Annotated in this window: 25 protein-coding genes; 12 read left to right on the top strand and 13 right to left on the bottom strand. The window is 73.2% G+C overall.

Annotated elements, in window-relative coordinates; genetic code table 11:
- Positions 1 to 340: 340 nt before the first annotated feature.
- From ACIWVC_RS20345 to ACIWVC_RS20365, 5 genes are all read left to right on the top strand, one after another.
- Entirely contained in the window at positions 341 to 1945 is a 1605-nt protein-coding gene (locus ACIWVC_RS20345) for an alpha/beta hydrolase (protein WP_396452942.1), read from the top strand.
- A gap of 181 nt (positions 1946 to 2126) precedes the next feature.
- Positions 2127 to 3713, top strand: coding sequence for an alpha/beta hydrolase (locus ACIWVC_RS20350; protein ID WP_396452940.1), 1587 nt, complete (start codon positions 2127 to 2129; stop codon positions 3711 to 3713).
- 134 nt (positions 3714 to 3847) lie between these two features.
- A complete protein-coding gene (locus ACIWVC_RS20355; protein WP_396452946.1) occupies positions 3848 to 4690 on the top strand; it encodes a GNAT family N-acetyltransferase in 843 nt (280 codons plus the stop codon).
- Positions 4691 to 4769: 79 nt separating this feature from the next.
- On the top strand, positions 4770 to 5699 hold the full coding sequence (locus ACIWVC_RS20360; RefSeq protein ID WP_396454426.1) for a helix-turn-helix domain-containing protein: 930 nt from the start codon (positions 4770 to 4772) through the stop codon (positions 5697 to 5699).
- 135 nt (positions 5700 to 5834) lie between these two features.
- A complete protein-coding gene (locus tag ACIWVC_RS20365; protein ID WP_396450095.1) occupies positions 5835 to 6743 on the top strand; it encodes a hypothetical protein in 909 nt (302 codons plus the stop codon).
- Here ACIWVC_RS20365 and ACIWVC_RS20370 read toward each other — a convergent pair.
- Positions 6740 to 7141 (bottom strand): DUF3037 domain-containing protein, encoded by a 402-nt coding sequence (locus ACIWVC_RS20370; protein WP_396454427.1) that lies wholly within the window; start codon positions 7139 to 7141, stop codon positions 6740 to 6742. The two genes, ACIWVC_RS20365 and ACIWVC_RS20370, sit on opposite strands and share 4 nt — an antisense overlap.
- Positions 7138 to 7965, bottom strand: coding sequence for a HipA family kinase (locus ACIWVC_RS20375; protein ID WP_396450091.1), 828 nt, complete (start codon positions 7963 to 7965; stop codon positions 7138 to 7140). The genes ACIWVC_RS20370 and ACIWVC_RS20375 overlap by 4 nt, the downstream gene beginning before the upstream one ends.
- 44 nt (positions 7966 to 8009) lie before the next feature.
- Here ACIWVC_RS20375 and ACIWVC_RS20380 point away from each other — a divergent pair, with 44 nt between their 5' ends.
- A complete protein-coding gene (locus ACIWVC_RS20380; RefSeq protein ID WP_396454428.1) occupies positions 8010 to 8693 on the top strand; it encodes a cyclase family protein in 684 nt (227 codons plus the stop codon).
- Positions 8694 to 8703: 10 nt separating this feature from the next.
- On the opposite strand, the gene ACIWVC_RS20385 is transcribed toward ACIWVC_RS20380, so the two are convergent.
- Positions 8704 to 9195, bottom strand: a complete 492-nt coding sequence (locus ACIWVC_RS20385) for a DUF4870 domain-containing protein (protein ID WP_396450087.1) — start codon at positions 9193 to 9195, stop codon at positions 8704 to 8706.
- Positions 9196 to 9340: 145 nt separating this feature from the next.
- Here ACIWVC_RS20385 and ACIWVC_RS20390 point away from each other — a divergent pair, with 145 nt between their 5' ends.
- A complete protein-coding gene (locus ACIWVC_RS20390) occupies positions 9341 to 9970 on the top strand; it encodes a PaaI family thioesterase (RefSeq protein ID WP_396450086.1) in 630 nt (209 codons plus the stop codon).
- A 21-nt stretch (positions 9971 to 9991) separates the two neighbouring features.
- Here ACIWVC_RS20390 and ACIWVC_RS20395 read toward each other — a convergent pair whose 3' ends face one another.
- Genes ACIWVC_RS20395 through ACIWVC_RS20410 form a run of 4 tightly spaced genes read right to left on the bottom strand, consistent with a single transcriptional unit; the run spans position 9992 to position 12144 of the window.
- On the bottom strand, positions 9992 to 10288 hold the full coding sequence (locus tag ACIWVC_RS20395) for a DUF6510 family protein (protein ID WP_396450084.1): 297 nt from the start codon (positions 10286 to 10288) through the stop codon (positions 9992 to 9994).
- Position 10289: 1 nt separating this feature from the next.
- Positions 10290 to 11045 (bottom strand): ferredoxin reductase, encoded by a 756-nt coding sequence (locus ACIWVC_RS20400; protein ID WP_396450082.1) that lies wholly within the window; start codon positions 11043 to 11045, stop codon positions 10290 to 10292.
- Complete coding sequence (locus ACIWVC_RS20405) at positions 11015 to 11614, bottom strand: sulfite oxidase-like oxidoreductase (protein WP_396450081.1); 600 nt, start codon at positions 11612 to 11614, stop codon at positions 11015 to 11017. Before ACIWVC_RS20405 ends, ACIWVC_RS20400 begins: the two co-directional genes overlap by 31 nt.
- Positions 11615 to 11640: 26 nt before the next feature.
- Positions 11641 to 12144: a hypothetical protein gene (locus ACIWVC_RS20410; protein WP_396450079.1), complete on the bottom strand. Its 504-nt coding sequence runs from the start codon at positions 12142 to 12144 to the stop codon at positions 11641 to 11643.
- A 39-nt stretch (positions 12145 to 12183) separates the two neighbouring features.
- On the opposite strand from ACIWVC_RS20410, the gene ACIWVC_RS20415 reads away from it, so the two are divergent.
- From ACIWVC_RS20415 to ACIWVC_RS20435, 5 genes are all read left to right on the top strand, one after another.
- On the top strand, positions 12184 to 12870 hold the full coding sequence (locus tag ACIWVC_RS20415) for a response regulator transcription factor (RefSeq protein ID WP_396450078.1): 687 nt from the start codon (positions 12184 to 12186) through the stop codon (positions 12868 to 12870).
- A complete protein-coding gene (locus tag ACIWVC_RS20420) occupies positions 12867 to 14222 on the top strand; it encodes a sensor histidine kinase (protein WP_396450076.1) in 1356 nt (451 codons plus the stop codon). Before ACIWVC_RS20415 ends, ACIWVC_RS20420 begins: the two co-directional genes overlap by 4 nt.
- A 63-nt stretch (positions 14223 to 14285) precedes the next feature.
- A complete protein-coding gene (locus tag ACIWVC_RS20425; RefSeq protein ID WP_396450075.1) occupies positions 14286 to 15338 on the top strand; it encodes a chitinase in 1053 nt (350 codons plus the stop codon).
- A 78-nt stretch (positions 15339 to 15416) separates the two neighbouring features.
- Positions 15417 to 15749, top strand: coding sequence for a PadR family transcriptional regulator (locus ACIWVC_RS20430; RefSeq protein WP_396450073.1), 333 nt, complete (start codon positions 15417 to 15419; stop codon positions 15747 to 15749).
- Complete coding sequence (locus ACIWVC_RS20435; protein ID WP_396450071.1) at positions 15746 to 16663, top strand: hypothetical protein; 918 nt, start codon at positions 15746 to 15748, stop codon at positions 16661 to 16663. The genes ACIWVC_RS20430 and ACIWVC_RS20435 overlap by 4 nt, the downstream gene beginning before the upstream one ends.
- A 31-nt stretch (positions 16664 to 16694) precedes the next feature.
- On the opposite strand, the gene ACIWVC_RS20440 is transcribed toward ACIWVC_RS20435, so the two are convergent.
- The 6 genes from ACIWVC_RS20440 to ACIWVC_RS20465 all read right to left on the bottom strand — a co-directional run bounded on the left by ACIWVC_RS20440 (position 16695) and on the right by ACIWVC_RS20465 (position 21903).
- Entirely contained in the window at positions 16695 to 17141 is a 447-nt protein-coding gene (locus ACIWVC_RS20440; protein WP_396454429.1) for a hypothetical protein, read from the bottom strand.
- A 107-nt stretch (positions 17142 to 17248) separates the two neighbouring features.
- On the bottom strand, positions 17249 to 17956 hold the full coding sequence (locus tag ACIWVC_RS20445; protein ID WP_396450067.1) for an ABC transporter ATP-binding protein: 708 nt from the start codon (positions 17954 to 17956) through the stop codon (positions 17249 to 17251).
- Positions 17953 to 18747, bottom strand: a complete 795-nt coding sequence (locus ACIWVC_RS20450; protein ID WP_396454430.1) for an ABC transporter ATP-binding protein — start codon at positions 18745 to 18747, stop codon at positions 17953 to 17955. The genes ACIWVC_RS20445 and ACIWVC_RS20450 overlap by 4 nt, the downstream gene beginning before the upstream one ends.
- Positions 18744 to 19787 carry a branched-chain amino acid ABC transporter permease gene (locus tag ACIWVC_RS20455; protein WP_396450063.1) on the bottom strand — a complete coding sequence of 348 codons (1044 nt, stop codon included), beginning with the start codon at positions 19785 to 19787 and terminating at the stop codon, positions 18744 to 18746. Before ACIWVC_RS20455 ends, ACIWVC_RS20450 begins: the two co-directional genes overlap by 4 nt.
- Before the next feature lie 2 nt (positions 19788 to 19789).
- On the bottom strand, positions 19790 to 20677 hold the full coding sequence (locus tag ACIWVC_RS20460; protein WP_396450062.1) for a branched-chain amino acid ABC transporter permease: 888 nt from the start codon (positions 20675 to 20677) through the stop codon (positions 19790 to 19792).
- Positions 20677 to 21903 carry an amino acid ABC transporter substrate-binding protein gene (locus tag ACIWVC_RS20465; protein WP_396450060.1) on the bottom strand — a complete coding sequence of 409 codons (1227 nt, stop codon included), beginning with the start codon at positions 21901 to 21903 and terminating at the stop codon, positions 20677 to 20679. The genes ACIWVC_RS20460 and ACIWVC_RS20465 overlap by 1 nt, the downstream gene beginning before the upstream one ends.
- Positions 21904 to 21952 lie beyond the last annotated feature (49 nt).

Below are 21952 nucleotides of genomic sequence, written 5' to 3' on the forward strand. Positions count from 1 at the left end.
GCCGGACGCCGATGCCGGACGCCGATGCCGGACGCCGATGCCGGCCGCCGGCACCGGAGGCGGGCGATCGGCCCTTCGCGAGGGCCCCGGGGAGCGATCCCCGGGGCCCTTCCGCGTCGCGGGGCCGCGGTCGGCGGCCCGGACCGCGGCAAACGCGCAAGGACATCACGAAGTTCCGTTGATCTTGTCACGATTACGCATCCAGTCGCGCACCGCTCTGCCGTCATAAGCGACATAACCGCCACAATCTCCACGCAATCCGCATCCGCTATGCATCGGCGTGGCTCCCCCCTCCGGCCCCGTGGCGGGGCATCCGGAGCCGCCGATCTGAGGGGGTCAAGTGAAGAAGATCGTCATCGTCGCGACCGCGGTGGTCGCGGCGGCGGGCGGCGGCACCGTGGTGGCCGCCTCCGCGAGCGCGGACACCGGCCGGGCCGGTGCCGCCACGGTCGCGGCCAAGGGCATCGACTGGGGCAAGTGCGAGGTCAGCGGCCCCAACGACCCGATGAACCAGGCCCAGTGCGCCCAGGTCGAGGTCCCGCTCGACTACGGCCGGCCCAACGGGCGCAAGATCTCCATCGCGGTGTCGCGCTTCCGGCACACCGACGAGAAGAACTACCAGGGCGTGCTGTTCGTGAACCCGGGCGGCCCCGGCGGCTCCGGGCTGGCGTACGCGCCGGCCCTCGCCCGCTGGATCGGCGCCACCGGGCACGCCGACGTCGCGGCCAAGTACGACATCATCGGCTTCGACCCGCGCGGCGTCGGGTCCAGCAAGCCCGCGCTGACCTGCGACCCGCACTTCAACGACCCGATCCGCCCCGACTACGTCCCGAGCTCGTCGAAGGACGAGAAGGCCTGGATCGCCAAGTCGAAGAAGTACGCGCAGGACTGCGCGAAGAAGTTCGGCTGGATGCTGCCGCACATGCGCACCACCGACGCCGCGCGCGACGTCGACGCCATCCGCGCCGCGCTCGGCCAGCAGAAGATCAGCTGGTACGGCTTCTCCTACGGGACGTACTTCGGCGCCACCTACGCCACCCTCTTCCCGAACCGCGTGAAGCGGATGGTGCTGGACGGCAACGTCAACCCGAAGACGGTCTGGTACAAGGGCCAGCTGGAGCAGGACAAGGCGTTCGAGCGCAACATCCGCGCCTGGTTCGCCTGGATCGCCAAGTACGACTCGGTCTACCACCTCGGGACGAGCGAGAAGGCCGTCCGCGCCAAGTACTACGCGGCGCTCGACGGGGCCAAGAAGTCCCCGATCGGCGGCAAGATCGGCCCGGCGGAGCTGACCGACATCGTGCTGAGCGCCGGCTACAACACCGGCTTCTACATCCCGTTCGCCGAGGCCCTGTCGGCCTGGATCAACGACAAGGACCCGTCCGGCCTGCTCGACTGGCTCAACCCGGGCGGCTATGACAACGACTTCGCCGTCTACAACGCCGTCCAGGCGGCGGACGCCCGCTGGCCCCGCAACTGGAACAAGTGGCACAACGACGCCGCGAAGCTCTACCGGCAGGGCTACAAGTTCGAGACGTGGGGCAACGTCTGGTTCAACGCCCCGATCGCCTTCTGGCCCTTCCAGGGCGGGCTGGCGTTCCGCCTGCACGGCAGCCGCGGCCTGCCGGGCATGCTGCTCGTCCAGTCCACCCAGGACGCGGCCACGCCGGTCGCGGGCGGCCTGGAGATGCACAAGGTCTTCCCGTCCTCGCGCCTGGTGTTCGAGGTCGGCGGCAAGACCCACGCCAACACGCTGAACGGCAACGCGTGCCTGGACGACAAGGTCGCGGCGTACCTCGACACCGGCGCGCTGCCGGCGAGCCACCGCGGCCCGGACGCCTACTGCCAGGCCGTCCCGGCGCTGAACGACCCGGACCCGACGGCCATGACGCTGAAGGCCGCCCGCACCACGGCGGGCAAGGACCTTCCGGTCGGACGCCGGTAGGACCCGGCCAGAACCCCGTGGCGCGTCCGCTCCCCTGCCGGGGCGGGCGCGCCACGGTCCGTTTCCGGCCGGGAGGACGCACCTCCGCCGTTCGTTTCGCGGACGGTGGCCCCGGTTAGGGGCGGAATCGCGCGATCCGGGGTTCCCGCGGTCCAGGCCGCCCCGCCGGTAGAAAGCGGGGGTGCTGAACGACGCTGGAAGAAGGGCGGCGGCCGGGACGGCCGCCGCGGCGGTCGCGCTCGGGGCCGCAGCGATGGGAACGCCCGCGGCCGCCGCCGCCCGCCGCGCACCGGAGACCGCGCCGCGCGGCCTCGCCTGGAAGCCCTGCCCCGCCGACGATCCCGTGGAGGGCTCCCGGCTCAAGGGCCTGCAGTGCGCGTCCCTCCGCGTCCCGCTCGACCACGCCCGCCCGGACGGCCCGAAGATCACGCTCGCCCTGACCCGCGCCCGGCACACCGCCGCGAAGCCGGAGGGCGCGGTGCTGCTCAACCGGGGCGGGCCCGGCGCCCACGGCCGCGACCTGCCCGCCTTCTTCACCCGGTCGCTGCCGAAGCGGGTCGCCGCGTCCTACGACTGGATCGGCTTCGACCCGCGCGGCGTCGGCGCGAGCAGGCCCGAGCTGATCTGCGACCCGGGCTACCAGGACCCGGGCCGCGCGCGGCCCGACGCCGTCCCCGCGGACGCGGCGGAGGAGCGCGCCTGGACGGCCGCGGCCAAGGCGTACGCCGGCGACTGCGCCCGCAGGTACGGGGCGATCCTCCCGCACATGGGGACGGCCGACTGGGCGCGCGACATGGAGGCGATCCGGCGCGCGCTCGGCCTGCGGAAGATCAGCTACTTCGGCTACTCGTACGGCTCGTACCTCGGCGCCGTGTACGCGACGATGTACCCCGGGCACGTCGGCCGCATGGTCCTCGACAGCGTCGTCAAGCCGAGCGGTGTCTGGTACCAGGACAACCTCGACCAGAACGTGGCGTTCGAGAAGCGCATCCGCGCGTACTTCGCCTGGATCGCCCGCCACCACGACGTCTACCGGCTCGGCGGCACCGGGCGGAAGGTCGCCGCTTCCTACGCCGCGGTGCGCGCCGCCCTCAAGAGGAAGCCGATCGACGGGAAGATCGGGCCGTCCGAACTGGACGACGTGTTCCTCGCCGACGGCTACGCCGACTACTCCTGGGCCGCGCACGCGCGCGCCCTGTCGGCGTTCGCCGTCCGGCACGACGCCGGGCCGCTGCGCAAGGCGTGGCAGCCGCCGGGGCGGCTCGACCAGAACAACTACACCGTCTACAACGCCGTCCAGTGCCGCGACGCGGCCTGGCCGCGCGACTGGGCGCGCTGGCACGCCGACAGCGAGCGCCTCTACCGCGCCGGGTACCGCTTCGAGACCTGGGGCAACACCTGGTACAACGCGCCGTGCGCGTTCTGGCCCGTGCACGGCGGCCCGCCGCCGCGCGTGCGGGGCCGCTCCGCGCTGCCGCCGATCCTGCTCGTCCAGGCCACCGGCGACGCCGCCACCCCGTATCCGGGCGCGCTGGAGATGCACCGCAGGTTCCCCACCTCCCGGCTGCTCGTGCAGGCCGGCGGGCACAACCACGGCGTCACGTTCTCCGGCGACGAGTGCGTCGACGAGCGGGTCGCCGCCTATCTCGGCGGCGGCGGGCTGCCGCCGAGCCGGCCTGGCCCCGACGCGACGTGCAAGGCCGGACCGGCGCCCGAGCCCGCCGGCGCGAAGCACGACCGCGCCGGGCAGTCGGCGGCGCACCGCTGACCCCGCCGGAGGCGGCCGTTATAGGGCCTGCGGAGGTGCGCGGGCGGCAGACCGCATAGGCTTGTCCACGTGGAGCTTTCACTGCTGGGGGCCGAACGGGGGCCGCTCCCGTCCGGGGGCCGGTAGCCATGCGCATGCTGGGCTCGATGCCCGTACGCGTGCTGGACGACCGGTACCGGGCGGAGGCCCTCGCGATCCTGGACGCCGACCCGGTGTCCAACGTGTTCGTCAGCTCGCGCGTGCACGCCGCCGGGCTCGACCCGAGGCGGCTCGGCGCGCAGATGTGGGGATACCTGCGGGACGGGCGGCTCGTCTCGCTGTGCTACTCGGGCGCCAACCTGATCCCGGTCGCCGCCGGGCCGGAGGCCGTCCGCGCGTTCGCCGAGCGCGCGCAGGCGCAGGGGCGGCGCTGCTCGTCCATCGTCGGGCCCGTCGACGCGGTCGGCGAGCTGTGGGAGATCCTCGCGCCGTACTGGGGGCCGCCCCGGGCCGTGCGCGCGTCCCAGCCGGTGATGGCCACCTCCGCCGTCCCGGACGTGCCGCCCGACCCGGCCGTCCGGCGCGTCCGGATGGAGGAGTTCGACATCGTCTACCCGGCGTGCGTGGCGATGTTCACCGAGGAGGTCGGGGTGTCGCCCAACGCCGGCGACGGGGGAGTGCTCTACCGCGCCCGCGTCGCCGAGCTGATCCGCGACGGCCGCGCGTTCGCCCGCATCGAGGACGGCCGCGTCATGTTCAAGGCCGAGATCGGCGCCGTCACCCCGCGCGCCTGCCAGGTGCAGGGCGTGTGGGTGCCGCCCGACCTGCGCGGCCGGGGCCTGTCGGAGACCGGGATGTCCGCGGTGGTGCGGGAGGCGCTGCGCAGCGTCGCACCGACCGTGTCGCTGTACGTCAACGACTACAACACGCGGGCGCGGGCCGCCTACCGCCGGGTCGGGTTCACCGAGCTCGGTTCTTTCATGTCGGTCCTCTTCTGACCTGGCGCCCGTCTTGTCGTTGCGTGCCTGATCTGCCCCGGTACCTGATTTGAGCTCGCCCGCCGGGTACCATCCCGCCGTGGAGTTCGCCGGGGCACTGCGGCAGGCCGTCCAGGCGAGCGGGCTGACCCTGGAACGGATCCGCCACCGGCTCGGGCGCCGGGGCCTGACCGTCAGCGTGGCCACGCTGAGCTACTGGCAGCGCGGCCGCAGCCGGCCCCGCTCGCGCACCGTGGTCGCCGCGCTGGAGGAGATCCTCCAGGTGCCGCCCGGCGCCCTCACCGAGCTGCTGGACGACCCCGCGCCCGCGGCCGCGCCCGCCCTGCCGCCGGCCGGCCGCGCCGGGTCGGCCGCCGGGCCGGCGGGCGCGGCGGACCGGGGGCGCAGCGCGCGGGACCTGTGGCCCGACCCCGAGCGCTACGCGTGCCTCGTCGGGCAGCTCGACCGGTCCGGCGACCACCGGCTGGAGCGGCTCAGCATCCACGACGTCTACCGGCTGGACGGGGTGCGCCGCTCCTGGACGCTGTCGGTCCGCACCGTCCTGCGCGCGGCGGGCGACGACATCGACCGCGTCGTCTGCGTCCACCAGGTGGCCGGCGGCGAGGCCGCCGCCGCGCCCGGCGCAGGGGGCGGCGGGCTCGCGAGCGTGCGGTACTGCAGGCCCGGCCGGATCCGCGCCGGGGGCGGCATGATGGCGTTCGAGCTGGTCTTCGACCGGGTGCTGTCCGCGGGGGACACGGCGGTAGTGGAGTATGAGCTCGGCCCGGTGGCCGGGCCCGCGTCCGACAGCTACGACCGGCGCTTCTCCCACCCCGTCCACGACTACGTGGCGATCATCCAGTTCGACGGCGACCGGCTCCCCGCGCGCTGCTACGGGTTCACCGCGGAGAGCTCGCACGCGCCGCGGCAGCGGCTGGGCGAGCTGTGGGTCGGCACGTCGGGCAGCGCCAACATCGCGGTCGGCGCCGTCCGGCGCGGCATCGTCGGCATCGAATGGGAGTGGCACTAGCGTTTGGACCCCTGGTTGTGACAAGTTGCCTGTTGGCAATGAGGGCCATGGGCCTTACAGTGAGCGCGGAAGTAGCAATTGCGGTAGTCAAGGCCGTTGTACGGGGGCCGGCCGGAGCTGATCCGGAGGCCACAGGTGCAGAGTGTCGCAGAGGACGATCTCCTGCAGGTCCTGCAGTACGGTCCGTTCAACGTCGCCCTCCACGCGGCCATCCAGGCGCGCGGCCTCAGCCTCGACTCGCTGCGGCGCCGCCTGGAGGAGCAGGGCATCGCCGTCAGCCTGTCCACGCTGAGCTACTGGCAGCGCGGCCGGACCAGGCCCGAGCGCGCCGACTCGCTGCGCGCCGTCCGCGGCCTCGAGGTCATCCTCGAACTGCCGCGCCACTCGCTGCTGACGCTGCTGCGGCCCACCACCGAGCGGACCGCCGGGACGTGGCTGCCGGTGGAGGAGCTGTGCCCCGAGCCGGGCGTCCGCGACCTGCTGGACGAGATCGGCGACCGCGGCGAGCGGACGCTCACCGGGCTCAGCCTGCACGACCAGTACATCATCGGCCGCCGCAGGGAGCTGCGCGAGGTGCGCTGCCGGGCGGTGTTCCAGGCGCAGCAGCGCGGCGTCGACCGGTGGATCGCCGTGTACCACCACCCGCAGGGCGTCCTGCCGTCCTCGCGGACCGTGCGCGGCTGCCGGTTCGGGCGCGTCCGGATGGACGAGGCCAGCGGGCTCATCGCCGCCGAGCTGCTGTTCGACCGGGCGCTCGGCCGCGGCGAGACGTACCTGCTGGAGTACGGCTTCGGGTTCGACGAGACGGGGCCGCCCATCACCGAGGAGGGGCGCGGTTTCCGCACCCCGCAGCACGAGTTCCTCATCGAGGTGCGGTTCCACCCGTCCGCGCTGCCCGCCCGCTGCCACCGGACGTGGCGGCCCGACGGCCACACCGCGCTCAAGGATTCCGCGGACCTGCGGCTGTCCAGCTACCACAGCGTGCACTTCATCGAGTTCGGCATGGCCGCCGGCTACCACGGCATCCGCTGGGAGTGGGACTAGAGGACGAGCAGGCGCAGCAGCCGGTCCGGCTCGGCGGCCGGGTCCTCGGTGAGGCCCGCGTGCACCGGGCCCGGCTGGACGATCGTGCTGCGCGGCGCCGTCAGCCACCGGAACCGCCGGCCCGGCGGCTCGGCCGCGGCCCGCCCGGCGCGCTCCCCGCCGCAGCACACCGCGTCCACGCCCTTGAGCGCCGCCCGGACGCCCTCCAGGTCGAGCGAGGGGTCCAGGGCGCGGAGGCGGCGCTCGTCCAGGTGCGTCCGGCAGCCGAGGTAGTCGGCCGCCCGGCAGTACACCACGACGCCCACGTTCATCGACTCGCCCCGCTCGACGCGCGGCACCAGGCGCAGCGCCGCGTACTCGAACACCGTCGGCTCGCCGGCCGTCCGGATGTTGCTCATGCCGGGCCGCCCAGCCAGCCGGGACGGTTCTCCCCGCGCCGCGCGGACGTGTCCGGACCGTGGCCGGACACGTCCAGGTCCGGCAGCCAGTCCCGCGGCTTGCCCGCGCGCGGCAGCAGGATCTCGACGTAGGCGTCGCGGAGCGCCCCGGGGCTCGCGAAGCCGGGCTCCCCGTCCAGCCACCGGTCGGGCACCAGCCCGGTGACCTCGCGCAGCAGCCCCTCGGTGATCTTCGGCGCGAGTTCCGCCTCGGCGTCCTCCAGCCGGGTCGCGTAGGGGGTCAGCACGTGGTCGCCGACGTCGTACGGGCCGGAGAACAGCCGGGCCGCGTTCGTCCACGCGTGGTGGAAGATGAGGCTCGCGCCGTGGTCGATCAGCCACACGTCGCCGTGCCACACGAGCATGTTCGGGTTGCGCCAGCTGCGGTCGACGTTGCCGATGAACGCGTCGAACCACAGCACCCGCGACGCGAATCCGGGGTCGGGGGTCCAGCCGAGCGGGTCGAAGCCGAGCGAGCCCGGCAGGAAGTCGACGCCGAGGTTCCAGCCGGGGCTGGCCTTGAGGAGGTCCTGCACGTCGGGGTCGGGCTCGTGCCGCCCGATGGCCGGGTCCAGGTCGATGAGCACCTGATCGGGCACCCGGAAGCCGAGCCTGCGGGCCAGCTCGCCCGCGATCACCTCGGCGATCAGCGCCTTGCGTCCCTGCCCCGCGCCGTGGAACTTCATGACGTAGGTGCCGAGGTCGTCGGCCTCGACGACGCCCGGCAGGGAACCGCCCTCGCGGAGCGGCGTCACGTATCGGATGGCCGTCACATGTGGCAACACGTCGCAACGCTACCGTCCGGGGATGCGCGCGGGATAATCGGCATATGGGCGTTGAGCTGCTCGACCTCTCCGTGCCGATCACCACGGGCATGCCGGTCTACCCGGGCGACCCGGAGGTCGAGGCGGCCCCGGCCCTCACGACCGCCGAGTCGGGCGTGAACGTCCTGCGGCTGCACATGGGGTCGCAGACCGGCACGCACGTCGACGCCCCGTTCCACATCGACGACGCCCTGCCGCGCCTGGACGAGCTGCCGCTGACCCGCTTCACCGGCCCCGCCGCGGTCATGGACGTCCGCGGCCTGCCGCCCCGCACCCCGATACCGCCCGGCGCGCTGCCGCCCGGCCTCGAACCCGGCGACGTCCTGCTGATCGCGACGGGCTGGTCGGCCCATTGGGGGACGGACGACTACCTGGCCCACCCCTATCCGGCCCCCGAGACGGCCGAGGCGATCATCGCGGCGGGCGTGCGCACCGTGGCCGTCGACGCCCTCAGCGTGGACCCCACCCCGCCGCCCGGCTCGGATGACTTCTCCCTGGCCGTCCACCGCGTCCTCTGCGGCGCGGGCGCGGTCATAGCCGAGAACGTGACGGGCCTGGACGCAGTCGTCGACGCCTATGAGGCGGGCTGCTCGATCGAGCTCTTCCTGTTCCCGATCGCCCTTGCCGCCGCGGACGGCGCCCCGGCCCGCGCCGTGGCCCGCGTGGACGACCGCGCCGTCCTCGTCTGACCCCGCGGGGTCAGCGGATCATGCGGTAGCAGAAGAAGGTCGGGAAGCGGTAGTACTGGCCTTTGCCCGCCTTCACGGCGCCGAGGATGATGAACGTCCACCCGGCGGCCAGGAGCTCCAGGTACGGGATGGCCAGCAGTGCGAGGAAGGCCGGCGCCTTCATGACGATCGCCGGCGGTACGCACACGGCCACCACGGCGATGACGTGGATCAGCATGGTGAGCTGCTGGTTCATCGACTGGGCCGCGTGGAAGCGGGTGAACGGCGAGGTGTTCTTCTTCGCCAGGTAGACGATCAGCGCCGGCAGGAAGCCGATCAGGACGTTCCCGACGTAGGCGAAGATCGCCCAGGTCGTGTCCTCCGGCGGGCCCTGCGGCGGCACGCCGTACGGGACGCCCGGCGGGCCGTAGCCCCACCGCGGGTCGTAGCCGCCGGGCGGCTGCCCGTAGGGCTGCGAGTACGGGGGCGGTTGCTCGGGCGGCGGCGGGAGCTTGTCCGTCACGGCTGTCCTTGGTGATCGGGTGCCTCGATGCGGGAAATCTACCGTGCGCCGGACCCCGGTGTCGGGAGCTCCCGCCGCCCTCTTCTAGAATTGCATTCGGCCACTGGGGCGGTGTTGCGGGGGGCGCCCCCCGCGAGGAGGCTGAATGAGCGGGATCCCGATGGAGCGGCCGGTGCTGGGGGAGGACGAGGCGGCGGCCCTGAGCGGCCTCGCCGCGCGCGTCCGCGAGCTGGCCGAGGCCACCGTGCTCACCGCCGTGGGCGGCGCCGAGGCGGCCGCCGTCGCCGCCGAGATCGAGGCGCTCACGGCGCGGCTGTCCGCCGAGCGCCGGGACGCGCCGCCGTTCGTCCCGTCCACCGAGCGGCGGATGGACCGGCAGATCGGCAACCCGGTCACCGGCGCCCTCAACCCGCTCGCGCCGCCCGTCGAGCTGACGGTCGGCTCGGACGGCATCGTGCGCGGCGAGTTCACGCTCAGCGCGGTCTACGAGGGGCCGCCGTCGTACGTGCACGGCGGCGTGTCCGCGATGGTGCTCGACCAGGTGCTCGGGATGGCGGCCGCCGCGTCCGGCACGCCCGGCATGACCGCCACGCTGGAGACGCGCTACCGGCGCCCGACGCCGCTCGGCGTCCCGCTGTCGGTGGAGGCCAAGGCGAGCCGGGTCGAGGGGCGCAAGGTGTTCGCGTCCGGCACCATCTGCGGACCGGACGGCCGCGTCACGGTGGAGGCCACCGCGATGTTCATCATGCCGCAGCGGTTCGTCCCGCACTCCTGACCCGGAGCCGTGCCGGAACGCTCAGTCGTCGACCGGGATGGCGAGCGCGACCGTGCCGCGCAGGTCGAGCCAGACCCTGCCCCCGCCGTGCACGACCCGCAGGACGATGTGGTCGCACCGCGCGCAGCGCGCCACGAAGCCCGGCGCGTTCCCGTAGACGCGGAGCGCGGCGACCGGGCCCGTGCACCCGCAGTTCGCGCAGCGGCTCTGGGCGGCGGTCAGGTCGGCGGCGAAGACCTCCGACAGCGGGCCCGCGAGCACGTTGCCGTCGACGAAGTGGTCCCGGTCTCCGGAGAGCTGGTCGTCGAGGGTGGCCATGTCATCCTCCGCTGGGGCCGAAGCGTTCGGTCCGGACTCTTTCGGGGGCGTGGCCGAGCATGACCAGGTAGGCGGCGGCCCGCTCGACGAAGCCGGTCGGGCCGCACACGTAGCAGGTCGGCTCGAAGTCGGCGGGCCAGCCGTGCTTGACCAGGTCGTCCGGGGTGAGCCGGCCCGCGGCGCGGGTCCCGCCGGCCGGGGTGCTGCGCGTGTACAGGTATGTCACGTCCAGGCCGGGGGAGCCCTTGTACAGCTCGGTCGCGTAGAACCGGTAGTCGGGGCCGCGCACCGACTGCAGCAGCCGGAACGGCACCCGGCTGCCGGCCGCCTGCCGCGTCCGGACCATCGACATCAGCGGGACGATGCCGGAGCCGCCGCCGACCAGCAGCACGGGCTCGGCCTGCTCCGGCCGCCACACGAACCAGCCGCCGACGGGCCCGCGGATCTCCGCCATGTCGCCCGGCATCATCTCGCTGACGAGGTAGGGCGACACCTCCCCGTTCACGACGCGCTGGACGGTGAGCTCGACGTGCTCGCCGTCGGACGCCGACGCGACCGAGTAGCTGCGCTGCGCGCTGTAGCCGTCCTCGGCGGTGAGCCGGACGTCGACGTGCTGGCCCGCGACGTGGCCGGGCCACCCGGGCACGTCGAAGACCAGCGTGGCGGCCGTCGCGGTCTCGGCGCGCCGCTCCAGCAGCTCGGCCGGCTGCCAGCGCAGCCGCCCGCCTAGTCGCCCTGGTACCGCTGTTCCCGCCATGGGTCTCCGTAGTCGTGGTAGCCGGCCGTCTCCCAGAACCCGGGCTCGTCCTCAAGGCCGAGCCGGATGCCGCGCACCCATTTCGCCGACTTCCAGAAGTACAGGTGCGGGACGAGCAGGCGAGCCGGGCCGCCGTGCACCGGAGGCAGTTCCCCGCCGTCGTAGCCGTAGGCGATCCACGCCTTTCCGTCGAGCAGGTCCTCCAGCGGGACATTCGTCGTGTAGCCGCCGTAGGAGTGGACGAGTGTGAAGTCGGCGGCGCTCTCCACGTCCTCGAAAAGAACGTCCAAAGAAACGCCGCGCCATTCGGTGTCGAATTTTGACCATTTGGTTACGCAATGCAGGTCGACGGTCGGCGTCTCGGCGGGCAGCGCCATCAGGTCGTCCCAGCTCCAGCGGTGTTCTTCGCCGGTCTCGGTGCTGATGGTGAACTCCCACTCGTCCAGCGGGACGCGCGGGGTCGGGCCGGCCGACAGCACCGGGAAATCGGACGTCTCGTACTGGCCGGGCGGCAGTTCGTGGTCGCCGGAGGGGCGCCGTCCGTGGAATCCGCGGGAAATAATGGGCATGGCGCCGTCCTTTCCCTCCGCGCGGCTCAGTATTCGTAGACTTTCACGGTCGGCTCGTGCTGGTACCAGGACGCGATGACCGACGAGGTGTGCTCGTCGCCGAGGAAGTCGACGCGGAGCCATCCCTCGGCCTGCGTCACGCGGGTCTCGTAGCCGGAGTTCGGCGTCGCGGAGACGAGCCGCACGCGGTCCTTCTCGATCGACATCGCGGCGCGCCCGCCGCGCGTGGCGTAGCTGCGCACGTTGTCGGGCGTCCTCGGGGTCTTCTCCGGCTTGCCGGACGGGGGTTTCGCGGACTTCGACGGCTTGGGCGCCGTGTCCTCGCCGTCCGGCGGGCTGGGCCGCGCGGTCGGCGAGCCGACCGTCGTCGGCCCCGGCGGCGCCGCCGGGCTGGAGTGGATGACGGGCCCGGCGATCGGCGGCGGCGCCGACCGCTCCGACACCGCGCCGCGGACGACGTCGCGCACCCCGAGCCAGGAGAACGCGACGGCCAGCGCAGTCACCCCGACCCACGGGGCAACATACGACATTGCGCGACGCATGGGCACATGGTGGCATACGGTTCCGCCATGGCGAGTGTTCTGGTGGTCGAGGATGACGCGAATGTCCGGACCGCCCTAATTCGGGAACTGAGCGTGCGGTCGCATGTCGTACGCAGCGTCGGGACCGCGATGGACGCGCTGCGCGAGGTCACGCAGTCGCCGCCCGACGTCGTCGTCCTCGACCTGGGGCTTCCCGACCTCGACGGCGCGGAGGTGCTGAAGATGCTGCGCGGCATCTCCGACGTCCCCGTCATCATCGCGACGGCACGCGACGACGAGCCGGAGATCGTCCGGTTACTGAACGCCGGAGCCGACGACTACCTCATCAAACCGTTCTCGATCGAGCACCTCAGCGCCCGGCTGGCGGCGGTGCTGCGCCGGTCGGCGCGGTCCGGGCCGACCGCCGAGCTCAGCGTCGGCGGGCTGCACATCGACCTCGACCGGCGGGAGGCGCAGCTGGACGGCGAGCGGCTGGAGCTGACCCGCCGCGAGTTCGACCTGCTCGCCTACCTCGCCGCCCGCCCCGGCCGGGTGGTCGCGCGGCGCGAGCTGCTCGCCGAGGTGTGGCGGCAGGCGTACGGCGACGACCAGACCATCGACGTCCACCTGTCGTGGCTGCGCCGCAAGCTCGGCGAGACCGCCGCCGCCCCCCGGTACCTGCACACGGTGCGCGGTGTCGGGGTCCGGCTGGCCGAACCCGACCCGCGGTCATGAGGAAGACGCTCGTCCTGGTGTCGCTGGCGGTCACCTCGATGGTCGCGCTGGCGTTCCTGATCCCCCTCGCGCTGACCGTCCGGGAGATCGCCCGGGACCGCGCCCTCACCACCGCCGAGCGGCAGGCCAGCGCGCTCGGCCCCGTCCTCGTCGTCACCGAGGACCCCGCCGCCCTCGAACGCGCCGTCGCCAGCACCCAGGCCGGCGCCGCCGGGCGGATGACCGTGCACCTGCCGGACGGCGGGCTCGTCCCGAAGGACGCCCACGGCGACTTCAGCGCCCGCCCCGAGCAGCTCACCGAGGCCGGCCGGCGCGGGCGCTCCTACACCGCCCGCGTCAGCGGCGGCTACGCCCTGCTCCAGCCGGTGTCGCTGGACGCCGGCCGCACCGCCGTCGTCGAGGTGTTCCTGCCGGACGAGGACCTGTCGCGCGGCGTGTGGAAGGCGTGGCTCGTGATGACGACGGTCGCCTGCGCGCTCGTCGCCGGGTCCGTCGCCGTCGCGGACCGGCTCGGCAACCGCATGATCCGCTCCACCCGGCGGCTCGCCGAGGCCGCGGGCGCCTTCGGGGACGGCGAGCTGTCCGTCCGCATCGAGCCGGACGGGCCGCCCGAGCTGATCGAGGCCGGGCTCGCGTTCAACGCGATGGCCGACCACGTCGTCCAGCTCCTGTCGGCCGAACGCGAGATGGCCGCCGACCTGTCGCACCGCCTCCGCACGCCGCTGGCCGCGCTCCGCCTCAACGCCGAGGCGCTCGGCGACGGCCCGGTCGCCGAGCAGACCCGCGAGGCCGTCGACCGCATCGAGCGCGAGGTCGACCAGATCATCCGGACCGTCCGGCGGCCCACCGGGCGGGGCAGCTGCGACGCCGCCAAGGTGCTGCGCGACCGCGTCGCGTTCTGGTCCGTCCTCGCCGAGGACGAGGGCCGCTCCTGCGAGCTGATCGGCGCCGACGGGCCCGCGCCGCTGCCGATCCCCGGCACCGAGCTCGCCGCCGCCGTCGACGCGCTGCTCGGCAACATCTTCCGGCACACCGCCGAGGGGACCGGCTTCGTCGTCACCCTCCACCAGGGGCAGGGCGTCACCGGCATCCTCGTCGCCGACGGCGGGCCCGGCATCAGCGACCCGGACGCGGCGCTGAAGCGCGGCAGCAGCGGCGGCGGCTCCACCGGCCTCGGCCTGGACATCGCCCGCCGCGCCGCCGAGTCCACCGGCGGCTACCTGCGCATCCACCGCAGCGTCCTCGGCGGCGCCCAGGTGCAGATGTGGTTCCGGACCCGCTGGCTGCCGCCCGCCCGGCGCTCCCGCCGCCTCGTCGGACGGCGCCGCCACTCCCGTACATCGCGGGCATAGCGCGGCCTTAAATCAGCCTTAACCGCCGCGGCGGCGGATCGGCGCGGTCCTAACTTGACGGCCATGAAACGCCCCCGCTCCCCGTACGCGCCGCGCCGCTCCCAGTACGCGGCCGCCGCCGTCATCGCCGTGGTGGGCCTGGTCGTCGCCGCGGTCATCGCGGTCGCCGCCATCCTCGCCAGCGGCAACATCCCGACGGCGCCCACCTCGTACAAGGTCCAGGTGGTCCGCGTCGCCGACACCGGACCCGCGTTCGCCCCGTACGTCGACGTCGGCCTCAGCCCGCCGTACGACCTCGTCGGCACGGCGGAGAAGACGGGCGTCACCACCTTCACGCTGGCGTTCGTCACCGCCGCCGGCGGCTGCACCCCCGCGTGGGGCGGCACGACCGCCCTCGACGCGAACCCGGTCGCGAACCAGGCGGCCGCCCTCCGCGCCGCCGGCGGCGACATCCGGATCTCGTTCGGCGGAGCGTCCGGCAGCGAGCTCGGCACGGTCTGCACCAGCGTCGCGTCCCTCACCGCCGCCTACGACAAGGTCGTCACCGCGTTCAACCTCAAGCGCGCCGACTTCGACATCGAGGGCGCCGCGCTGCCGGACGCCGCGGCCAACACCCGTCGCGCCCAGGCCATCGCCGCGCTCCAGAAGAAGCACCCCGACCTGAAGGTCTCGTTCACGCTCCCCGTCCTGCCGACGGGCCTCACCCCGGACGGCGTGAAGCTCGTCTCGAACGCGAAGGCCAACGGCGTCGCCGTCGACGCGGTCAACATCATGGCGATGGACTACGGCCCGCCGTCCTCGGCGATGGGCGATCTGGCGATCCAGGCCGCGACGTCCACGGAGGCCCAGCTGCGCGCCGCACTGGACGTCCCGTCCGCCTGGAACCGGCTGGCCGTCACGCCCATGATCGGTGTGAACGACGTGGTCACCGAGACGTTCACGCTCGCCGACGCCGCGCGGGTCGCCGAGTTCGCCTCGTCCAAGGGCCTGGCCTGGACGGCGATGTGGTCCGCGAACCGCGACCGGCCGTGCCCCGGCGGCCCCCAGCCCAAGGCCGACCCGACCTGCAGCAGCATCGACCAGCAACCCTTCGCCTTCATGAAGGCCTTCGCCTAGCGGGTAAGGGTTTTGTGGCCTGCTCGCCCGGTGGGGGGCTATGTAGAGTTGCTACAGCCCCCCTTCTGATGGAGCGACATGCAGGTCCGCATCACCACGACCGTCGCCAAGGTCCTGAGGATCTTCCTTGAGGACGTCGATGAGAGACGCTACGGCTTCGAGCTGATGCGCCAGGCCGGGCTGGCGAGCGGCACGCTGTACCCGATCCTCGCCCGGCTGGAGAACGCCGGGTGGATCGTCGGCCAGCTGGAGTCGATCGACCCGTCCGAAGCGGGCCGCCCGCCGCGCCGCTTCTACACGATGACGGGCGAGGGAGCCCGGTCGGCGCACCACGAGCTCGCCCGGCTGAGCGCCGAGCTGCGGCCACCGGGCCTGCCCGGCCGGGTCCGTCCCGGGGAGAGCCCGGCATGAGCGCGGAGGTGCTGCTCTCCGCGCTGCTGGGGCTGGTGTGCATGGTGGCGGGGACGATCGCGGGCGACATGGTCAGCGAGGAGATCCGCGGGCAGCTGAACCGGCTGCCCGTGGCGCTCCTGCGGGTGGCGCGCCGCCGCCTCCCGCCGCACCTGCGCGAGAGCCTGCACGACCAGGAGTGGGAGCCGGAGCTCCTGCACATCCTCACCGAGGCCGAGACGAGGCCGGTGTCCCGGCTGTTCATCGGCGTCCGGTTCTCCCTCGGCCTGATCAGGTCGGCGCGCTCGGTGGGCCGCGCCCGGGCCGGTCGCGCGCCGCAGACCGAGAGCCTCCGGCGCCTCATCTCCATCACCGACGCGTGCCACCTGTTCGGCAACCTCTCCACCATGGCGGCGCGGCTCGTCCTGACGTTCTTCCTGTCGCTCACCGCCGGCCTGGAGCTGCCGATCCTCCTCGGCATCGCGGGCGACCGCCCCTTGAGCAGCACCGCGCTAGCCGGCATCCTCACCGGCGTCTTCGGCCTGCTCGCCGGCGGCGCGGTCGCCTTCCTCATGGGGCCGGGCGTCCAGGAGCTCATCCAGGGCCGCCTCTACCGGCAGCGTCCGGTCCTGTGGAGCACCCCCGAGCTGAGCCCCGACCACGGCTGGACGATCACCGCCCTGCGCAAACTGCTGGACCGGCTCGTCGGCGAAGAGGGCGACAAGGCGCGCGGCACACCGCTCGTCTCCCTCGCCGGCGCCGGGCTCGGCACCGGGCTCGGCATCCTCGCGCACGTGACGCTCGCCGGGATCGCGCCGGTCGTCTACCTCCTGGGCGGCGCCTTCGGCCTGCTCATCTGCCTGCGCATCCTGCTGGTCGAAACCGTGCTGTGGTGGTACGAGCGGCAGCGCAGGCAGGCGTCCCGCAACTCGTGAAGGGGGCCGCGGGCCGCGGCCCCCCGCACGGTCAGCAGTCGAAGTACTTGACGTACCACTTGCCGTTGCCGTTACCGAGCTTGTAGTCGGCGATCCAGCGGCGCTGGCTCATCCGCACCCACAGGTATCCGTCGCGGCGCTGGATGGTGTCCCAGTCCGTCCAGACGCGGGTGCCGTGCTCCAGGGCCCCGACCTTGCGGTAGTGGAGGCCCGGCCCGGTTCGGACGTTCAGCCCGTTCGCCGGGAGCACCACCCCGCGGCACCAGCGGCTGCGCTCCTCGTCCCGGCTGAGGAGCCGGTCCATGGCCTTGGCGGCGCCCTCGGGCCCCACCTCGATGGCTCCGGGCCCGTGCCCTTCCTCCTCCTGCTGCCCCGGCTGCGGCGGCGGCTGCGCCCCGGCGACCGCCCCGCCGGTCAGCGTGCCCCAGGCGAGCGCACCCGCCGCGAGCCCCGCACCGAGCTTCGTGCTTACGCGCATCTATCCCCCTCCAGGAGTCGTCTGACGTGCAGTCGGAACATTACCCAGAGTCACACAACGTGGACGCAATGCAACGAAGACTCTTCTTTGGCTGCGCAGCGACCCGGTCAGTCCGCCGCCCACTCCCCGCCGAGGTAGGCGTCGCGCATCCGCGGGTCGGCCGCCAGTTCGGCGGACGTGCCGGCCAGGACGATCTCGCCCAGTTCCATCACGTAGCCGCGGTGGGCGACCTCCAGCGCGGCGCCCGCGTCCTGCTCGACCAGCAGGATGCCGGTGCCCGACTCGGCGATGCCGGAGAGCCGCGCCAGGATCTCGTCCACCAGCACCGGCGCCAGCCCGAGCGACAGCTCGTCGATGAGCAGCAGCTTCGGCCCGCTCATCAGCGCCCGCGCTATCGCGCACATCTGCTGCTCGCCGCCGGACATGCTGCCCGCCACCTGGTCGAGGCGGTCGGCCAGCACCGGGAAGATCTCCAGCACCGGGGCGAGGTCGGAGTTGCGGCCGAGCCAGCCGCCGAGGCGCAGGTTGTCGCGCACCGACAGGCCGGGGAACAGCCGCCGCCCCTCCGGGACGTGCGCCACGCCCGCCGCGGCGACCGCCTCCATGGACGCGCCGATCAGCGATCGCCCGTCCACGGTCAGCGTCCCGCTGCGGTCGGGGATCATCGCGCTGACGGCCCGCAGCAGCGTGGACTTGCCCGCGCCGTTGGGGCCGACGAGCGCGACGATCTCGCCCGCGCCGACCTCCAGGGACACCTCGTGCAGCACCCGCACCCGCCCGTATCCGGCGGTGAGCCGGTCGATCTCCAGCATCATGAGGGGTTCTTCCTGGTGTAGCGGTGCCCGAGATAGGCCTCGACGACGCGTTCGTCGCTGAGCACCTGCCGGGGCGGGCCTTGGGTGAGGACGGTGCCGTGGTGCAGGACCAGCACCTCGTCGGAGATCGCGGCGATGGCCTGGATGATGTGCTCGATGACGAGCACCGCCAGGCCGTCCCGCCGCAGCTCGTCGATGAGCGCGAGCGCCGGGTCGATCTCGGCGGGGCGCAGCCCCGCGAGCACCTCGTCCAGCAGCAGGACGCGCGGCCGCAGCGCCAGCGCCTTCGCCAGCTCCAGGCGGCGCGCGTCGGCGACCGACAGCTCGGCCGGCGGGACGCCGCCCCGGCCGCCGAGCCCGACCCGCTCCAGCACCTGCTCCGCCTCCCGGCGCGCCTGCGCCGGGCTGCGGACCGGGGACGGGCCGAACATCGCGGCCACCGCCACGTTGTCGGCGACGGTGAGGCCGCGGAAGGGCTTGACGATCTGGAAGGTGCGGGCGACGCCCGCGTGCGCGATCCGCCACGGCCGCGCCCCGGTGAAGTCCTTGCCGCCGACGTGGACGGACCCGGTGGTCGGCTTGAGGTGGCCGCTGACGAGGTTGACCAGCGTGCTCTTGCCCGCCCCGTTGGGGCCGATCACGCCGAGCGTGCGGCCCGGCCGCAGCGCCAGGGCGACGTCCGACACGGCGAACAGGCCGCCGAAGCGGCGCCCCAGCCCCCACGTCCGCAGCACGGGGGCGTCGCCCGCCTCGGTGCCGCCGGCCGGCGGCGAGCCCTCCGGCTCGGTCATAGCCGGTACCTCCGTACGTTCGAAAGGAGCGAGAAGTCGCGCGTGCGCATCGCGTCCCGGACGAAGTTGACGAGGCCCTGCGGCAGCAGGATCACCGCCGCGATGATGAGCACGCCGAGCGTGAGGCTGTGCATCTGCGGGAAGTGCTGCCGCAGGTACTCCGAGACGACGGCGATGCCCAGCGCGCCGAGGACGGGCCCCGCGACCGTCCCGGACCCGCCGATCACCACCATGACGATCATGAGCACCGTGATGTTCACGTCGAACAGCCGCTCGGGGTAGATGGTGACCTGCTGGAAGGCGTAGGCGGAGCCGATCGCGCCGGTGAGCGCGGCGGACACGGCGAACGCGAGCGTCTTGGCCCGGGTGGTGTTGACGCCCATCGCGGCGGCGGCGTCCTCGTCCTGGTTGATGGCGCGCAGCGCGTACCCGGTGCGGCCGCGGGAGATGAGCGCCGAGATCAGTGCCGTGACCGCGGCGAGGCCGAGGAACAGCAGGTAGAAGCCGTCGTTGCCGAGCCACAGGGTCGGGGCCAGGTCGCCGGTGGACGGGATGGTGACGCCTGCTCCGCCGCCCGTCCAGCGGGGGACGTTGGTGACCAGTTCGCGCAGACCCTCGGCGACCCCGAGCGTCGCCACCGCGAAGTAGTGCCCCTTGAGCCGGAGCAGCGGCAGCCCGATCACGGCCGCGAACACGGCCGCGACCACCGCCGAGACCGGCCAGGCGACCCAGAACGACAGGCCGCCGTGGACCATGAGGATCACCGTCGTGTAGGCGCCCAGGCCGAAGAAGCCGACCTGCCCGAAGCACGCGTAGCCGGTGAAACCGCCGATGAGGTTCCATGCGGCCGCCAGCGCCACGAACATGTAGACCGTGGTGACGGTGCGCTCCTGGCCGGAGTAGAGCTGGCTCTGCAGGCCCAGGCCGGCCAGGACGGCCACCGCCCCGGCGGCCCACGGGAGCCACGCGGGACGGCGCCCCTTCGGGGCGGGCGCCTTCTCGCCCCGGCCGGTGCCGGCCGGGGCGGTGCTCGCCTCCATGCTCACACCTCCACCCGGCTCGCGTAGAACGCCCGGCCGGCGATGCCCTGCGGGCGGACGGCGAGGACGACGACGAGCAGGCCGAAGGCGACCGCGTTGACCAGCGTGCCGGGCAGCAGCTGCCCGCCCCACGCCTCGACCAGGCCGAGCAGGATCCCGCCGATCAGCGCCCCGTACATGTTGCCCAGCCCGCCGAGCACGGCGGCGACGAAGCTGAACAGGGTGAACCGGACGGAGTCGGCGGGACTGAACGTCTCGACGGCGCTGACCGCCGCGCCGGCCGCGCCCGCCATCGCGGTGGAGATCCCGAAGGTGAGCGCGTAGACGTGCCGTGCGCGGATGCCCATCAGCCGCGCGGCGCCGCGGTCCATGCCGGTGGCCAGGATCGCCAGCCCGGTGCGGGTGCGCCGCATCATCGCGACCAGGATGAGCGTGAAGGCGAGCGCCACGCCGGCCGCGAGCAGCCGGCCGAGCGGGACGCGGACGCCGCTGAGCAGTGTGAAGCCGTCCCCGGCGTACCCGGTCGTGACGGACCGGTAATCGCCGGAGTACAGCAGGATCAGGCCGTTGACCAGGACCAGGTCCAGCCCGAAGGTGAGCAGCAGCGTGATGAAGATCGGCGCCTTGACGACCAGGTTGATCAGCCCGCGCTGCACCAGGTAGCCGACGGTGAACAGGACGGCGGCGACGGGGACGATCGCCAGGAACGGGTCCAGGCCGAGCCACTGGTTCAGCTCGAACGTCAGGTACGCGCCGATCAGGACGAAGGCCCCGTGCGCGAGGTTGATGACGTTCATCACCCCCCAGACCAGGGAGAACCCGACGGCGATCAATGCCAGCAGCCCGCCCTGGAGCAGCCCGTACACGGTCGCCTGCAGAAACTGGCTCATCAGCGCTTCCCGGTGCCGGGCCAGATCATCGCGCTCTCGGCGACGTCCTTCGGCCACACGGTGACGGGCTTGCCGTCCTGGATCTGGATGACCTGCATCTTCTTGGTCAGGTTCTGGCCCTTGTCGGTGAACTTCAGCGGCCCGAAGAAGGTCTGCTCGTCCAGCGCGGACATGGCGTCGCGGACCTTGTCCGGCTCGGTGCTGCCGGCATGCTCCACGGCGAAGACCAGGGCCAGGCAGGCGGCGGTCGCCTCCGCGCCGTGGTACTCCGGCGCCCGGCCGCCGAACGCGGCCTTGAACGCGGTCGCGTAGTCGGCCGCGGAGCCGATCCACTTGTCCTCGCCGGTCGTCTTCTCGGTCCACTGCGTGGAGCCGAGGGTGCCCTCGGCGTCCGCGCCCAGCGACTTGGCGAAGTCGGGCGTGGGCGGCGCCACGGTCTCGGCGAAGCCGGCCGGCGTCACGCCCAGCTCCTTGGCCTGCTTGATGATCGCGATGCCCTCGGCGACGTGCACCGAACCGAGGATCACGTCCGGCTTGAGCGACTTGACCTTGGTCAGCGCGGCGGACACGTCCGAGGTGCCGCTGGGGAAGTACTCGGTGGCCACGACGTCGAACCCGAGGCGGCGCGCCTCCTCGGCGCCGGACTCGGCGACCGTCTTGGAGAACCCGTCGTCGGCGGAGAGGAACGCCATCGTCTTCGGCTTCGGCTTGGCCATCTCGTTGATCGCCTGGACCATGGACGCGGCGTAGGAGTGCGCGGGGGAGAGGGCGGCGAAGGTCCGCTTGTAGCCCTTCTGGAAGATCTTGTCGTCGGCGCCGGAGCTGTCGGCCATCACCTGGCCGTTGCGCTCCACGACCGCGGCGGCCGCCTCGGTGGTGGCCGAGCCGTAGGGGCCGAGGATGAGCTTGACGCCCTTGTCGTTGAACTGGTCGACGAGCTGCGCGGCGGTGTCCGGCTTCGAGGTGTCGTCCTGGTACTGGATCTCCAGCTTGAGCTTCTTCGAGCCGACCGGGACCCCGCCCTTGGCGTTCACCGCCTGCCGGCAGAGCTCGTAGCCCTCCTTGGTGAGGCCGCCCTCGCGGGCGAGCGACCCGGTGAGCGACAGGGAGGCGCCGATCCGCAGGGTGTCCCCGCCGCCGCTCGCCTCGTGCTCGCCCTTGGACCCGCATCCCGCCGTCGCCAGCGCGACCGCCGCGACCACCGCCGCGGCCTTCTTCGTGTGCATCACGTTCGCCCGTCCTCTTGCGATCGGCCGGGCCACCGTCCGCCCCGAT

The organism is Actinomadura sp. (assembly GCF_044508335.1).
GTDB lineage: Bacteria > Actinomycetota > Actinomycetes > Streptosporangiales > Streptosporangiaceae > Spirillospora.

Coding starts and splice junctions, on each gene's coding strand:
- ACIWVC_RS20355 (WP_396452946.1), top strand. CDS start 3,848: ATGCTGGGCTCGATGCCCGTACGCGTGCTGGACGACCGGTACCGGGCG.
- ACIWVC_RS20370 (WP_396454427.1), bottom strand. CDS start 7,141: ATGAGCAACATCCGGACGGCCGGCGAGCCGACGGTGTTCGAGTACGCG.
- ACIWVC_RS20380 (WP_396454428.1), top strand. CDS start 8,010: ATGGGCGTTGAGCTGCTCGACCTCTCCGTGCCGATCACCACGGGCATG.
- ACIWVC_RS20390 (WP_396450086.1), top strand. CDS start 9,341: ATGAGCGGGATCCCGATGGAGCGGCCGGTGCTGGGGGAGGACGAGGCG.
- ACIWVC_RS20395 (WP_396450084.1), bottom strand. CDS start 10,288: ATGGCCACCCTCGACGACCAGCTCTCCGGAGACCGGGACCACTTCGTC.
- ACIWVC_RS20400 (WP_396450082.1), bottom strand. CDS start 11,045: ATGGCGGGAACAGCGGTACCAGGGCGACTAGGCGGGCGGCTGCGCTGG.
- ACIWVC_RS20405 (WP_396450081.1), bottom strand. CDS start 11,614: ATGCCCATTATTTCCCGCGGATTCCACGGACGGCGCCCCTCCGGCGAC.
- ACIWVC_RS20410 (WP_396450079.1), bottom strand. CDS start 12,144: ATGTCGTATGTTGCCCCGTGGGTCGGGGTGACTGCGCTGGCCGTCGCG.
- ACIWVC_RS20415 (WP_396450078.1), top strand. CDS start 12,184: ATGGCGAGTGTTCTGGTGGTCGAGGATGACGCGAATGTCCGGACCGCC.
- ACIWVC_RS20420 (WP_396450076.1), top strand. CDS start 12,867: ATGAGGAAGACGCTCGTCCTGGTGTCGCTGGCGGTCACCTCGATGGTC.
- ACIWVC_RS20425 (WP_396450075.1), top strand. CDS start 14,286: ATGAAACGCCCCCGCTCCCCGTACGCGCCGCGCCGCTCCCAGTACGCG.
- ACIWVC_RS20430 (WP_396450073.1), top strand. CDS start 15,417: ATGCAGGTCCGCATCACCACGACCGTCGCCAAGGTCCTGAGGATCTTC.
- ACIWVC_RS20435 (WP_396450071.1), top strand. CDS start 15,746: ATGAGCGCGGAGGTGCTGCTCTCCGCGCTGCTGGGGCTGGTGTGCATG.
- ACIWVC_RS20440 (WP_396454429.1), bottom strand. CDS start 17,141: ATGCGCGTAAGCACGAAGCTCGGTGCGGGGCTCGCGGCGGGTGCGCTC.
- ACIWVC_RS20445 (WP_396450067.1), bottom strand. CDS start 17,956: ATGATGCTGGAGATCGACCGGCTCACCGCCGGATACGGGCGGGTGCGG.
- ACIWVC_RS20450 (WP_396454430.1), bottom strand. CDS start 18,747: ATGACCGAGCCGGAGGGCTCGCCGCCGGCCGGCGGCACCGAGGCGGGC.
- ACIWVC_RS20455 (WP_396450063.1), bottom strand. CDS start 19,787: ATGGAGGCGAGCACCGCCCCGGCCGGCACCGGCCGGGGCGAGAAGGCG.
- ACIWVC_RS20460 (WP_396450062.1), bottom strand. CDS start 20,677: ATGAGCCAGTTTCTGCAGGCGACCGTGTACGGGCTGCTCCAGGGCGGG.
- ACIWVC_RS20465 (WP_396450060.1), bottom strand. CDS start 21,903: ATGCACACGAAGAAGGCCGCGGCGGTGGTCGCGGCGGTCGCGCTGGCG.